Annotated in this window: 15 protein-coding genes; 6 read left to right on the top strand and 9 right to left on the bottom strand. The window is 36.4% G+C overall.

Annotation, left to right across the window (positions count from 1 at the left end):
- Positions 1-24 precede the first annotated feature (24 nt).
- The 6 genes from sucC to KORDIASMS9_RS23270 form a co-directional block, all read right to left on the bottom strand.
- Entirely contained in the window at positions 25-1,218 is a 1,194-nt protein-coding gene (sucC, locus tag KORDIASMS9_RS12175) for an ADP-forming succinate--CoA ligase subunit beta (protein ID WP_114903102.1), read from the bottom strand.
- A gap of 141 nt (positions 1,219-1,359) precedes the next feature.
- The gene (locus KORDIASMS9_RS12170) at positions 1,360-1,542 is read right to left on the bottom strand and encodes a hypothetical protein (protein ID WP_114903101.1); all 183 of its coding nucleotides are present in this window, start codon (positions 1,540-1,542) and stop codon (positions 1,360-1,362) included.
- A 180-nt stretch (positions 1,543-1,722) separates the two neighbouring features.
- Positions 1,723-1,854 (bottom strand): hypothetical protein, encoded by a 132-nt coding sequence (locus KORDIASMS9_RS23935; protein WP_256386998.1) that lies wholly within the window; start codon positions 1,852-1,854, stop codon positions 1,723-1,725.
- Between the two features lie 133 nt (positions 1,855-1,987).
- Positions 1,988-2,164, bottom strand: coding sequence for a hypothetical protein (locus tag KORDIASMS9_RS23280; protein WP_162819917.1), 177 nt, complete (start codon positions 2,162-2,164; stop codon positions 1,988-1,990).
- Positions 2,165-2,336: 172 nt separating this feature from the next.
- Positions 2,337-2,504 carry a hypothetical protein gene (locus tag KORDIASMS9_RS23275; RefSeq protein ID WP_162819916.1) on the bottom strand — a complete coding sequence of 56 codons (168 nt, stop codon included), beginning with the start codon at positions 2,502-2,504 and terminating at the stop codon, positions 2,337-2,339.
- 56 nt (positions 2,505-2,560) lie between these two features.
- Complete coding sequence (locus KORDIASMS9_RS23270) at positions 2,561-2,722, bottom strand: hypothetical protein (RefSeq protein ID WP_162819915.1); 162 nt, start codon at positions 2,720-2,722, stop codon at positions 2,561-2,563.
- Between the two features lie 220 nt (positions 2,723-2,942).
- On the opposite strand from KORDIASMS9_RS23270, the gene lysA reads away from it, so the two are divergent.
- The 6 genes from lysA to KORDIASMS9_RS12140 all read left to right on the top strand — a co-directional run bounded on the left by lysA (position 2,943) and on the right by KORDIASMS9_RS12140 (position 9,450).
- Complete coding sequence (gene lysA / locus KORDIASMS9_RS12165; protein ID WP_114905225.1) at positions 2,943-4,187, top strand: diaminopimelate decarboxylase; 1,245 nt, start codon at positions 2,943-2,945, stop codon at positions 4,185-4,187.
- A gap of 126 nt (positions 4,188-4,313) precedes the next feature.
- On the top strand, positions 4,314-5,429 hold the full coding sequence (locus KORDIASMS9_RS12160; RefSeq protein ID WP_114903100.1) for a serine hydrolase: 1,116 nt from the start codon (positions 4,314-4,316) through the stop codon (positions 5,427-5,429).
- A 5-nt stretch (positions 5,430-5,434) separates the two neighbouring features.
- Positions 5,435-6,256: a M23 family metallopeptidase gene (locus KORDIASMS9_RS12155; RefSeq protein ID WP_162819914.1), complete on the top strand. Its 822-nt coding sequence runs from the start codon at positions 5,435-5,437 to the stop codon at positions 6,254-6,256.
- A gap of 123 nt (positions 6,257-6,379) precedes the next feature.
- Positions 6,380-7,105: a DUF6090 family protein gene (locus tag KORDIASMS9_RS12150; protein ID WP_162819913.1), complete on the top strand. Its 726-nt coding sequence runs from the start codon at positions 6,380-6,382 to the stop codon at positions 7,103-7,105.
- 119 nt (positions 7,106-7,224) lie between these two features.
- On the top strand, positions 7,225-8,532 hold the full coding sequence (locus KORDIASMS9_RS12145; RefSeq protein WP_114903097.1) for a DUF2314 domain-containing protein: 1,308 nt from the start codon (positions 7,225-7,227) through the stop codon (positions 8,530-8,532).
- A 351-nt stretch (positions 8,533-8,883) separates the two neighbouring features.
- On the top strand, positions 8,884-9,450 hold the full coding sequence (locus KORDIASMS9_RS12140; protein ID WP_114903096.1) for a hypothetical protein: 567 nt from the start codon (positions 8,884-8,886) through the stop codon (positions 9,448-9,450).
- 183 nt (positions 9,451-9,633) lie between these two features.
- Here KORDIASMS9_RS12140 and KORDIASMS9_RS12135 read toward each other — a convergent pair whose 3' ends face one another.
- From KORDIASMS9_RS12135 to mnmA, 3 genes are all read right to left on the bottom strand, one after another.
- On the bottom strand, positions 9,634-10,596 hold the full coding sequence (locus tag KORDIASMS9_RS12135) for a nitronate monooxygenase family protein (RefSeq protein WP_114903095.1): 963 nt from the start codon (positions 10,594-10,596) through the stop codon (positions 9,634-9,636).
- Between the two features lie 3 nt (positions 10,597-10,599).
- Positions 10,600-12,219 (bottom strand): S8 family serine peptidase, encoded by a 1,620-nt coding sequence (locus tag KORDIASMS9_RS12130; RefSeq protein WP_114903094.1) that lies wholly within the window; start codon positions 12,217-12,219, stop codon positions 10,600-10,602.
- Between the two features lie 189 nt (positions 12,220-12,408).
- Complete coding sequence (gene mnmA / locus KORDIASMS9_RS12125; protein WP_114903093.1) at positions 12,409-13,596, bottom strand: tRNA 2-thiouridine(34) synthase MnmA; 1,188 nt, start codon at positions 13,594-13,596, stop codon at positions 12,409-12,411.
- Between the last annotated feature and the right edge of the window lie 201 nt (positions 13,597-13,797).

Genomic DNA, 13,797 nt, shown 5'->3' with positions numbered 1-13,797 from the left:
ATTGAATTATAACTGTACTATTTTTTACGCCAATACTGCTTGTACTTTATCTGCAGCTTCTTGGAATTCTACTGCCGATTCTACTGCCAAACCTGAATTGTCAATCAATTCTTTTGCGATATCTGCATTGGTTCCTTGCAAACGTACAATGATTGGAACTTTAATCGCATCTCCCATATTCTTATACGCATCTACGACACCTTGCGCTACACGATCACAACGTACAATTCCACCAAAAATATTGATTAAGATTGCTTTTACATTATCGTCTTTTAAAATGATTCTAAACGCTTCTTCTACACGTTTTGCATCTGCTGTTCCACCAACATCTAAGAAGTTTGCAGGTTCTCCACCAGCCATTTTAATTAAATCCATCGTTGCCATTGCCAATCCAGCTCCATTGACCATACAACCTACGTTTCCGTCAAGATCTACATAGTTTAGTCCAACTTCCTTTGCTTCTACTTCAATTGGGTTTTCCTCACGTAAATCGCGCATTGCTGCGTAATCTTTGTGACGGAATAATGCATTTTCGTCCAATGTTACTTTTGCATCTACTGCCATGATTTTATCATCCGAAGTTTTCAAAACCGGATTGATTTCAAATAATGAAGAATCAGAAGCAACATACGCTTTGTATAATGAAGTTACAAAACGCGTCATTTCTTTAAAAGCAGTTCCGCTCAATCCTAAGTTGAACGCAACTTTTCTCGCTTGAAAAGGTAGCAATCCTTGTGCAGGATCTACTTCTTCTGTAAAAATTAAATGTGGCGTTTCTTCGGCAACTGTTTCAATATCCATTCCACCTTCTGTAGAATACATGATCATGTTGCGTCCGGTGGCTCTGTTTAACAATACAGACATATAAAATTCGTTTGTTTCACTCTCACCAGGATAATATACATCTTCGGTTACTAACACTTGGTGTACACGCTTTCCTTCTGCAGAAGTTTGTGGTGTTACCAAATCCATTCCGATGATTTGTCCTGCGATATCTTCTACTTCTTGAAGATTCTTTGCAAGTTTTACACCGCCGCCTTTTCCGCGTCCACCAGCGTGTACCTGTGCTTTAATCACATGCCAACCTGTGCCAGTTTCTTCCGTTAATTGCTTAGCAGCTTCTACAGCTTCTGCTGGAGTTGTCGCTACTTTCCCTCTTTGAACGCGTACGCCAAAACTTGCTAATATTTCTTTTCCTTGGTATTCGTGTAGATTCATTTTACGAAGTTTTTTATAGTGGCACAAATGTAAAAAATCGAACGCACTAAACCCAATTAATTTTGGTTTTTGATAGATTAAAAAAAGAGTCTCTCAAAAGAAAGACTCTTTACAATGATTTACAAAATTTTTTACAACTTCTTATTCGGTACAACCCAAGGTAGAAGCCGTTTGTGTATTGCAATTTTCAGCGCAACTTTTACACGAACAATCGCTCATCGTAGGTCCGTCAGAATCCACATCCGAAAAACCTCCAATCATATTTTGTAATTGACTGATGCTACTTTTGTTTAATGCTAATGATTTGATACTTCTTTTTTTCATAATAAGTGTATTTAGTAAGTTATTTTTAAAAACTTTAATATACTCAAATTATGTTTATTAAATGTAATATCACATATTACAACCAATAAATGTACAATCGCGCGTTTGACATTCTACTGTACAAAATAATGTGACTGGCGGTGGACACACAATAAATGATTCTACTTCACAGCCTGTTGGTCAGCAAGTGACACAAGAGCAGGTACTCATCGTAATTTGATCGTCTGATGCTTGCAATCCTCCATTTTTCTCATGCAAGTGACTAATTTTCTGTTTGTTTAACCCTAAGGATTTGAGTTTCTTTTTTTTCATGATCGTATAATTTATGTTATACTGAAAGTTAAGAAACCTAAATATCAACATGTTACGGTTTTCCTGTAAAATTTATTCCAAAAAAAAAAGCGAACATTGCTGCTCGCTTCTACTTTTAAAAAACTAACTACTTCTAGCACTCTAAACTATCGCCTCCAAGTGTTCTACAACTCATTCTACAACTTACGCAAGTACACGTACTCACAGTAGGTGTTTCTGTACTGAATGGATCAGATCCTCCTTTTTTTGATTGTAATTCACTAATTTTATGCTTGTTCAGCGCTAACGATTTTAATCTTCTTTTTTTCATGATTTTTACTTTTAAATTTTTGGTTTATACAACTTTTCTTTAAAGGTATCGCTTATTTAGCACTGAAAAAACTGGTATATGTTGCATTTTATAAATTGGGCGTATCGCTGCTTACAAAAGCGAACATTTCTGCTCGCTTTTCAATGATATTATTATAATGACATTTACACTTTTAGTTGACAGGTTTCTTGGGACCTCGACAATCTGTTCTACAAGTATCGCAACTACAACCACTTTCCGTTGGACATGTAGTAGTTTCCGCTGCACGTCCACCTAACGCTTGTAATTCACTAATTGTTCTTTTATTCAATTGCAAAGTACTAATGCTTCTTTTTTTCATGGTTTTAAATGTTAGTGATAATTTAGATAATTTTTTGTAGTAATTTTTACTTAAAGTTAATTGTTTTTGGTCTTACTTTTAGGTCCGCAATCGTCTGATGCACATTGCGCTCCTTCACTTGGCTCCTCCGTAGGATGTCCACCATGTATGTGTAATGATTCGAATTTAGAAATTGTTCTAAGATGAAGTACTAATTTTTTTAATTGTAATTTTTTCATGAGTATACATTTATTTTATTTCTTAAATTTAAGACTTCTCACATTAAAATTGCACGAATAGCAGTCGCGTTTTATAAATTTCGATACACTTCCATACAGAAGTTTGATGAAAAACATGAATTGTTATAAATCTAACTTTTTGTGTTATTTTTATATTTTTTAAATAATTTTTTTATTGTAATTTGAATTTAATATAGTTTTGAATTCGAAAATTAGTACCATGAAAGAATCAGATTTGCTAGCTATAGCACAAGAATTTGGCAATCCGACATACGTATACGATGCCGAAAAAATAACGTCTCAGTATGAGCGATTGACAAGCGCTTTCCAGACTGTACCTAAATTAAAGTTACATTATGCCGTAAAAGCATTGTCAAACTTGAGCATATTAAAGTTAATGAAATCGCTTGGCGCGGGATTGGACACCGTTTCCATTCAAGAAGTGCAATTAGGCTTGGCTGCAGGTTTTGATGCAGAGGATATCATGTACACTCCCAATGGTGTATCACTTCAAGAAATTGAACACGCAGCACAATTAGGCGTCAAAATAAATATTGACAATCTTTCTATTTTAGAACAATTTGGCAGCAAACATCCTACGATTCCTGTATGTATTCGTATCAATCCGCACGTAATGGCTGGAGGAAATCACAACATTTCTGTCGGACATATTGATTCAAAGTTTGGAATTTCCATACATCAAATTCCGCACGTATTGCGCATTGTAGCGTTGACAGGAATGCACATCAACGGAATTCACATGCATACGGGAAGCGATATTTTAGACATTGATGTGTTTTTATATGCTTCTGAAATTCTATTTAAAACGGCAACAAATTTTAAGAATTTAGATTTTATCGACTTTGGTAGCGGATTTAAAGTGCCGTATAAAAAAGATGACATTCAAACCAACATCGAAGAATTGGGACAAAAACTAAGCGTACGTTTCAATGATTTCTGTAAAGAATACGGAAAAGAATTATCGCTCAACTTTGAACCAGGAAAATTTTTAGTGAGTGAAGCTGGTTATTTTCTAGCGGAAGTCAATGTTGTAAAACAAACAACCTCAACTGTTTTTGCGGGAATCGACAGTGGTTTCAATCACTTAATTCGCCCGATGTTGTACAATTCGTATCATCATATCGAAAATATTTCCAATCCAAATGGTCGCGAACGGTATTATTCTGTCGTTGGCTACATCTGCGAAACCGATACCTTTGGTAACAATCGAAGAATTAGTGAAATCCGCGAAGGCGATATTTTAAAGTTCAACAATGCAGGTGCGTATTGCTTTTCCATGGCGAGTAATTACAATTCACGTTACCGTCCGGCGGAAGTATTATGGTTCCAAAACGAAGCACATTTGATACGAAAAAGAGAAACATTTGACGATATTTTACACAATCAAGTAGAAGTTGATTTTTCGCTTCAGAAAAAGAAAAAAAGTGTTCCTAAAGCAGTGTGATTTTAGGAAAATCTAAGTGTTGGCAAAGTGTCTGTGTAGTGCAGGCACTTTTTTTTATGTAACATTTTAAAAAATTTCAACTCTTTAGATAAAATAGTATCTTGTAAAAACATTTATAGCTGTTCGATGAAAAAAGTACTTTTATTATTGTTTTTGGTGTGTATGAGTTGTATGGAAGATACAAAAAATGACGATCCCATTTTGTTTGCGCTTTCAGCCGATTCAGAAAAGATTCAAAACGTGATGCAACATCTAGATGCACACGAAATTCAAATTATGGTCACAGATGCTGAAGGCACTAATTTTAGCTTTCAAGTGAACGATTCTGCATATTTTTATCCTGCAAGTAGTGTGAAATTTCCAGTAGCGTTGGCAGCGTTGGAAAAAGTGAATCGGATTCCAACAATTACAAGCGAAACTGCTTTTATGGTGGAAGGCGATTCGGTTCAAACGACCATTCGCAAAGAAGTCCAGAAAATTTTTGCCGTAAGCGACAACGAAGCGTACAATCGATTGTTTGAATTTTTAGGGAAGGAAGAAATTCACAATCAACTGAAAGAAAAAGGATTCTATCCTTCACAGATTGTGCATCGATTGAGTACGCGTGATGCAGCCAATCTTCACACAAAAACAGTGACTTTTAATAAAAAAGATAGCATCCTGTATTTTCAACCGAGCATGCGAAGTAGACCAATCATTCCGCTCACGTTAGAAAAAACGCAAAAAGGCAACGGTTTTTACCGAAATGATTCACTCATTACAAAACCGATGGATTTTTCAAAGAAAAACTATTTGCCAATTTCCACACTGCATGAACTCATGAAACGTTTGCATCGTGCTGAAAAGTATGATCCAAAAGCTCAATTCAATTTGACGGAAAGTGATCGTGAATTTTTACTAAAAATAATGCATGAAACGCCCAAAAAACAAGGATTTACTGATTCGGAATATTATGATAGTTATGTGAAATTTTTCATGTTTGGCGACACGAAAGAAGCGATGCCCGAACATATTAAAATCTATAATAAAGTTGGGTATGCCTATGGGTATTTAACCGATTGCGCGCATATTGTAGATACCAAAAATGATATTTCGTTTACCATCACGGCGACAATTCACGTGAATAAAAACCAAATTTTCAATGATGACACCTATGAATATGATGAAATCGGCATTCCGTTTTTAGCAGAATTGGGCAGACAAGTTCATCAATTTTATCTCAATAAAAACCATAAATTATGAATTGTATGAGAAGCATTTTTTTTCTTTTATTTTTTAGTATTTCCGTATGTAAAGCACAACATGTGTCCATTAAAAAAAATACGATTCAAACCACAAAAGACACCATAGTGTTAAGCATCCAAAACAACATGCTATCGCCCATGTATGTGAAAACTAGTCCCAAAGACAGTATGGCTTATGAGTTTGTGTATCAAAAAATATTACTGCTTCAACCTTTGGAAAAGGTAGAAAACTACCTAAAAATTCCTCGCAAAAAAATTGATGCCACCAAAAGTTTCAAAACTAGCGGATACTTTGATTTTACGATAGGATATGGCGATCCAAGTACGGTACAACACAACGATTCGTATGTTTATTTGCTTCCTTACAAGAAAAAAAGAAAATTGGTGCAAGGGAATTTTGGAAACTTTTCTCACGATCATATTCGTTCGTATCATGCGTTTGATTTTGGAACAAAAATTGGCGATACTATTTATGCCGCTCGTGGCGGAAAAGTGGTGTTCACAAAAGAAGATTCAAAAAAACACGGACGTACGCGCAAGTTCTCCAATTACGCCAACTTTGTCACCATTCAACATGACGATGGCACCACAGCTTCCTATTATCATTTGGATTTTAAGGGTGTTTTGGTAGAAAATGGCGATATTGTTCAGCGCGGACAAAAAATTGGCATTTCGGGCATGACAGGATTTACCACAATGCCACATTTGCATTTTGTCGTACACAAAGCCACCGAAGACCAAGGAAACATTTCCGTTCCGATTGAATTTGAAGGCTATGTTGGAAAAAAATTAAAGCGCGGAAAAAAATACAAACGACGAAACTAACTTTTATGGAAGGATTAAATATCGTAATTATCATTGCTGTACTACTTTTTGTACGATTGGGCATTCGTTTGTTTAAAAATTATCCAAGGTCTGAAGACTAACATCCATCAACACTCCTAGATTATGGTAAAAATTTTTCGCTCTTTTCGCATGCGACTTTTAAAAGAAAAAAAGTTTAGAAATTATATTTTATATGCTATTGGGGAAATTCTCCTCGTCATGATTGGAATTCTGCTCGCATTACAAGTGAACAATTGGAACTCTGACAGAAAAGCCAAAAATGATTTGGAAAACACCTTGCATACTGTAGCTTCCGACCTAAAAAGAGATACAATTACCGCTTCAGAATTGATCAAAATCATTAAAAAAACGCAAGAAACAAGCGAGTTAATTATTGACAAAAAAGTGACTATTGAAAATTTTAAAGATCACCCGAGAACCCGCAGTTTGGTGACTTTGTATCAACCTTTCAACATTCAAACCAAAGGCTACGACATTCTAAAAAACATATCCGATCAAAGAACCAGCGAAAACGATAGTCTTTTTGAGTATTTAACGCAGTTTTACACCTTATATGTTCCCAACTTACAAAAAAGCAATGAGCGTTTGGAAAACGTAGTCTTAGAAAATTTGAATGATTTTAAAGAATTTCCTTGGTTTGTAGATTGGTCGCAAGGAAAAATTACGGATGAAATGATTGCCTATTTTGCGACGAGTGAAGATTACCGAAAGCGTGTTGCTGCCTATAATGTATTGGCTTTCGGAAATCACTACGCACTCATAAGCTCGTACAAAGTCAATGCAAAAATAATGTTGGAAGCATTGGAGAAACGGTTTGGAGAGAAGTAAAACTTTTGCCATACAAACTTTCTGTATTCGTTGAGTTGACAACAGTTTTTTAAGGAAGATTTCATTTTAAGCCGTAAAAAAGTATCTTTAACCGTGTAACCTTTTCAATAGTATTATTCATGAAACGTTTTTTCTTTTTTATTTTCTTACTGAATTCACTCCTAAGTATTTCACAAAATGACACGGAAACAACTGGTTCAGTTTCTGAGATTGGATTTTACACAACACATACTGCTTGGACTGAAAATACCATCAAAAAAGAACTAAAAACTGTTTTTCCAGGTATCAGTTTTGTCGATGATGCACCAGAAATAATTGACAAAACTATGGCGTATGTAGAAGCTATCACAAATGTTGAAGAAGACTATCCTGCGCACGATATGGAATATTTATCCTACTTTGCAGAAGGCTTCACTGAAACGCAAAAAGATAACTTAACAGCTTCTAAAAATGCATTTATTGTCGTATTGTATTATGAAACCAAAGATGTTTTTGGTCACTCTAAAAAATTATTTGATTGGGTATACAACAAAACAAAAAATACAGATTTTTTCATCTACGATGGCGAAGTAAGGGAGTATTTTACACCAAAAACATGGAAAGAAAATCGCGTGGATGCTTGGGAAAATGGAATTCCAAATGCCATACGTCAACTCACACTACATTCTTACCGACAATATGAATTTTGTCGTTCTATCACCTTTGGAATGCAACGTTTTGGCTTGCCTGATTTGGTGATTGAAGATTCTCCTTGCTCCAATGTGAGTAGCGCAAGTGAGTTCCTTACCATCATTGCGCAGTTACTATTAGAAAGAACACAAATCAAAGACAAAAAACTGCTTGTAGATTTGGACGCGATACAAAACACAGAATTTAAAAATATCATTGTGTCTACAGTGAATGACGATGCAAAAAAGAAGGTAACGATCAGTTTCAATACGTCAGTTCCGATGGAAGAAGGTGATCCGCTAAATGAACTATATCGAGTAGATTTTAACAACAAAGCCTTTAAAAATCCGCAAGCATACGAAAGTGAAGTGTACAAACAACTTTTTGGAGTTGAGGACGAAATTACCAATATAAGTCACAATGACGAAATTACGGCTGCAAGTGAACGTGCGAAAGAGAAATTACCAGAATTACGGGCATTATTCAATGAAGGATTAGATCAAGAAACGTTATTGCTAAAAGCTCCTTTTATTACGGATGAAGGCGGCAATGAATGGATGTGGGTTGAAGTTACACGTTGGCGTGGCAGCACAATTGATGGGATTTTGCAAAACGAACCTTATTACATTAAAAACTTAAAATCTGGCGCGAAAGTTACCGTACAACAAGCGGACATTTTCGATTATATACTATACAAAGCTGATGGTACTACAGAAGGTAATGAAACTGGAAAGTTGATTGAGAAATACGGGAATTAATTGCCGGTTTTTGATGGACGAATTACGATTTTTGATGGCAAGTTCATAATACGCGAAAAAACATACCAACACGAAAGAAACAGATTGCCGCAAATTTCCTTGAAATTCTCGCAAAGACGTATTGAAGCGATCTAAAATCGAAAGCACTTGTGCTGAACTTATCTAGGCATTACGGAAAACCACATTGTGTATGTGTGGGTTTTGTTTTACATTTATAAAAAATAAGAGGACGTTTATTATAAAAAAGTTCCTGTTATTTACCAAATTTAGTGTGATAATAGGAATTCCTGTTATACATACGTTATCTGTGATTTAAAGAAAAATGAGATTTATAAAATTACAATATAAATTATGCCAACAAAATCAACAAATGTAAAAACGAATGAATCAGAAAATGACCAAGCCTCATTTTTGATGGCTGGAATAACTTGGCAAGATTCACTTCTTCAAGCTTATCGGAATTATATGGTTGTAACTCAATCTATTTTCATTGCAGTTGGAATAGTTCTGTTTAACTCACAAGCTTCAGCCGAAACAATAAATGACAAAGTCCCTTTTGCTATTCCATTTGCTGTTATTGCAGTAGTAGGTTTGTTAACACTGAATTTTCTAAGTGGAGCAATTATTGAGCGAGCAAAATCAGTTGATTGGTGGCAAAAACGACTGTTGAAATATGAACACTCGAATTTGACCAATCGACATTTTATAACATTTAGAACAGCAAAAGAGCACTCATTTAAACCACCTGAATTAGAAGCGGAAACATTAACGCAAGAAGATATAGACACTCTTTTAAGACCTGATAAGCCTAAAGCCCGTAAAGTATTTGGTCTTTTCGTTCCTGGATTTTATTTCCTTTGGTTTATTATGATTATGAGTTCAATTATTGATTTTCCTTGGAGTGATATTTTTGCATAAAAAAACCACAGATAACAATAGTAACCGTTGCACAACCCTATAATTTCAAAAAGAAAAACAAGGCATTCTTAGCACTTTCAAGAGTACCTTTCTTTTGACTCTCGTTATAGAGTTCTAAAATTAATCCCGCTTACAATCAAGATATAGTTGCCAAATAGTGACTTTATTTTAAAATATCCGCCCTTACATTGAACGAAGCGATTCCACAAACGCTACACGTTCTTGAAATTCCGAAATCATTTCCGCAACCACCGTCGCTGCAGGTTTTATCTCGTGAATCAACGCAGAAACTTGCCCAATTTCCAATTCGCCTTCTACCAAATCGCCTTCAAACATACCGCGTTTGGCACGCGCTCTGCCTAATAAGGTTTTGAGTTCCTCTACGGTCGGACCTGTCGCATATAATTCTTCAATATCTTCGTAGAATTTATTTTTCAACAACCGAACTGGCGCTAGTTCTTTCAGCATCAATTTGGTACTTCCTTCTTTGGCTTCGACTACTTTTTTCTTGAATTCTATATGTGAAGATGCTTCGTGCGTAGCCACAAATCTACTTCCCACTTGCACGCCATCTGCTCCTAAAACCATTGCGGCTAACATGGCTTTTCCACAGCCGATTCCGCCAGCAGCAATCAATGGAATGGTAAACTTTTCTTTTACGGTCGGAATCAAGGTTAAGGTTGTTGTTTCCTCACGTCCGTTGTGTCCGCCAGCTTCAAAACCTTCTGCTACGACTGCATCTACGCCAGCATCTTGTGATTTTAATGCAAATTTTGAACTGCTTACTACATGCGTCACGGTAATTCCGTTTTCTTTTAAAAATGGCGTCCATGTCTTCGGATTTCCCGCCGAGGTAAACACTATTTTCACACCTTCTTCCACAATAATATCCATAATTTCTTCAATATTCGGATACAACATCGGAACGTTTACACCAAACGGTTTGTTCGTTGCTTTTTTACACTTTTGAATATGCTCACGCAATACATCTGGATACATAGAACCTGCACCTAGTAAGCCTAATCCGCCAGCATTACTAACCGCAGAAGCCAATCGCCAGCCGCTTGCCCAAATCATGCCGCCTTGAATGATAGGATATTGAATGTTGTATAATTGTGTGATTTTATTGTGTTGGAACAAAGCCATTCGTTATTGTTTTATAATTTTTTTCGTGATCGTTTCTCCGTTTGCTTCAATACGCAACAAATACATTCCTGCTGCAAGTTCACTTACATCAACGCGTTGAGAACTTGTCGTAGTAGTATACACTTTGATGGTTTTTCCGAGCAAATTTCCCAATGTAATCGTGGTATTTTGTGTTGTTTCTGGCAAATTGATGTGTACGATCGCTTTCGCGGGATTTGGAAAGATTTGAATTGTTGCAGGATTTTCAATCTCGTTTTCGGACAAGGTGATGAATGCCGCTTCAAAATCCGGAATACCGTAGCCTAATTGATTGTTAGGATTGCTATATATAGAAGCACTTTCGCGCACTAACTGCATCAATTCTAAGTTGGTTTTGTTTGGAAATGCTTGAACCATACACGCCATCGCACCTGCAATGATTGGAGAGGAAAATGAAGTTCCGTTCGAAGTGGTAATTCCGCCGCTAGAAGCAATCACATACGTTCCTACACCATGCGCTACTACATCAGGTTTTACAGGAATATTTGGTGTTCTTCCTCTGGAACTAAATGAAGCATAGTTTCCACTTCCATCCACTGCTCCGATGGTAAATACGTCACCATCTGCTGGCGCAGTTACAATACCCCAAGAAGTATTTCCAGAGTTTCCAGCGGAGTTTACCATCAACATGCCTTTTTCTACAGCAATATTTCCACCTCTGGTAATAAATGCTGTATTTCCGTCCATGTCTGCAGTGGTATAATTGTAACGGCTATCGTCAAAGTCGCTATATCCTAAGGAAGTATTCACAACGTCAACACCTAAACTATCGGCACGTTCCACGGCTTCAACCCAATACGATTCTTCCAAAGGTGTTTCGTTTGCCGCATCTTCCGTTCTGAACAGATAGTAACTTGCATCTGGTGCTGTTCCTACAAATTGACCATCTAAATATCCTGCCATATCCGATAAAACATTGGTTCCATGACTGTTTCCTGTGTAGGCGTAAATATCTGGATTCCGATCTACAAAATCGTAGCCATCTAGCAAATCGCCATTGTCACGCAATCGTTGAAACGCAGACATGGTATGTACATTCGGGAAACCACTATCCATCACGGCAACCGTAATACCTTCGCCAGTATAGTCCATTTCATGTAGTTTGTCAACTTTTATCATTGTCGCTTGATTTGCGCTATTGCCATAATTAAACATGACAAGCGTTTCAAACTTCTCTCCTGCTCTTGAATTGTAGGCTTCTGTAGTAGACCTTCCTGACATATTTAACGAACGATCTGCGTATACGATGGCAGTTACAAAAGAAAGATTTAGTAAGTTATCAATATCTGTTTGTGTTCCTAAAACATGTACACAATTGAACCATTTAGATTTTGCTTTGACCGTAATTCCTGTTTGAGTTTTTACTTGTGAAATGTATGTTTCATTCACAGGCACATCACGATTGTCAATAGCAACTCCATGATTGTTTTTGCGATCAATTGCTTTTTGTGTAAGAATTGTGATCGGATTTGCCAACGCTGTTGCTACATTAGGTTTATCCGTAAAGTACACCCAAGCGTGTTGTGTTTGTGCCACTGTGAATTGGGCTATTACTATGATTGCTAATACGAGTAACTTTTTCATATTTTTAGGTATTAGGTGTTGGGTTTTGTCGCTTTGCTGTGTTCTTTTGTTGATTCGTTTTTTTTGTGTATTTGTTTTCTTTACTCAGATGTTTTGTGCTTCAAAGCTGTTCTCGATACAAATTTACTTTACAAATTTACTCGAAGTGACGCTTGCTTTTTCACAAGTTCAAACTCAATTTCAATTTCATCAAGAAATCACACCAGAACCAATGAGTTCATCTTCTAGATACCAAGCTACAAATTGTCCTTCGGTGATGGCACTTTGTGGATTTTCAAAATCTACATACGCGCCGCCTTCTATTTTATAGATGAACGCTTTTTGCAAGGGTTGACGATAGCGAATACGCGCCATGACTTCCATGGATTCGTCGGGTTGTAGTGCTAAATCTTCGCGAACCCAATGCAATTCTTCATCAGACACAAATAAGGTACGTCGGTACAAACCGGGATGCGATTTTCCTTGTCCTGTGTAAATTATGTTTTCTTCTACGTCAGTTTCAATGACAAACAAAGGTTCTACTGTTCCGCCAACTGCCAAGCCTTTGCGTTGTCCTTTGGTAAAATAGTGCGCGCCTTGATGCTTTCCTACTACTTTTCCATCCGTTTGTTGGTAGGTATATTTTTGTGCATGGAATGCTAATTCTTCTTCTTTGCTTTTAAATGTTGGCAATTCTTGTTGATAGCTTTCTATATTTTTTGGCACTTCTACAATAACACCTTCTTTGGGTTGTAATTGTTGTTGTAAAAAGTCTGGCAATTTCACTTTCCCAATGAAACACAATCCTTGTGAATCTTTCTTTTCTGCGGTGATTAAGTCTGCTTTTGCCGCAATTTCGCGCACTTCAGGTTTGGTTAATTCCCCAATTGGGAATAAAGCCTTTGCCAATTGTTCTTGCGAGAGTTGGCACAAGAAATACGATTGATCTTTATTGCCATCGACACCAGCAAGTAGTTTGTGAATGGGTTTTCCGTCTTTTTCAATAGTTTCTTTTCGGCAGTAATGCCCTGTTGCCACATAATCGGCTCCTAAATCTAACGCGATTTTTAAGAATACATCAAATTTTATTTCTCTGTTGCACAGTACATCTGGATTTGGCGTACGTCCTTTTTCGTATTCGTTGAACATATAATCCACAATGCGTTCTTTGTATTGCTCGCTCAAATCTACCGTTTGAAAAGGAATTCCTAGTTTGTCTGCTACAATTAAGGCATCATTACTATCTTCCAACCATGGACATTCATCAGAAATCGTTACCGAATCGTCATGCCAGTTTTTCATAAATAATCCAATGACTTCATATCCTTGTTCTTTCAACAGATACGCGGTTACACTTGAGTCTACACCACCAGAAAGTCCTACTATTACTCGTTTCATTGTTAATCCTTTCTCTTATTTTTTTATCAGACGAAATTTATCTGAATTCTTGACAAAGATACTATCTTTTTCGTGTTTTTTTTGAGTCGATTCGCGCCAAGCATATGTAATCCCAATTCTACTATAATCTGCAACTAATAATTTATTTATTTTTCTACTTCTTCTGCGTTATAAACTAAAACTATAGCTAAGGCTATACTT

The organism is Kordia sp. SMS9, from assembly GCF_003352465.1.
Taxonomy (GTDB): Bacteria; Bacteroidota; Bacteroidia; order Flavobacteriales; family Flavobacteriaceae; genus Kordia.
This window is presented reverse-complemented; position numbering and strand designations above follow the sequence as displayed.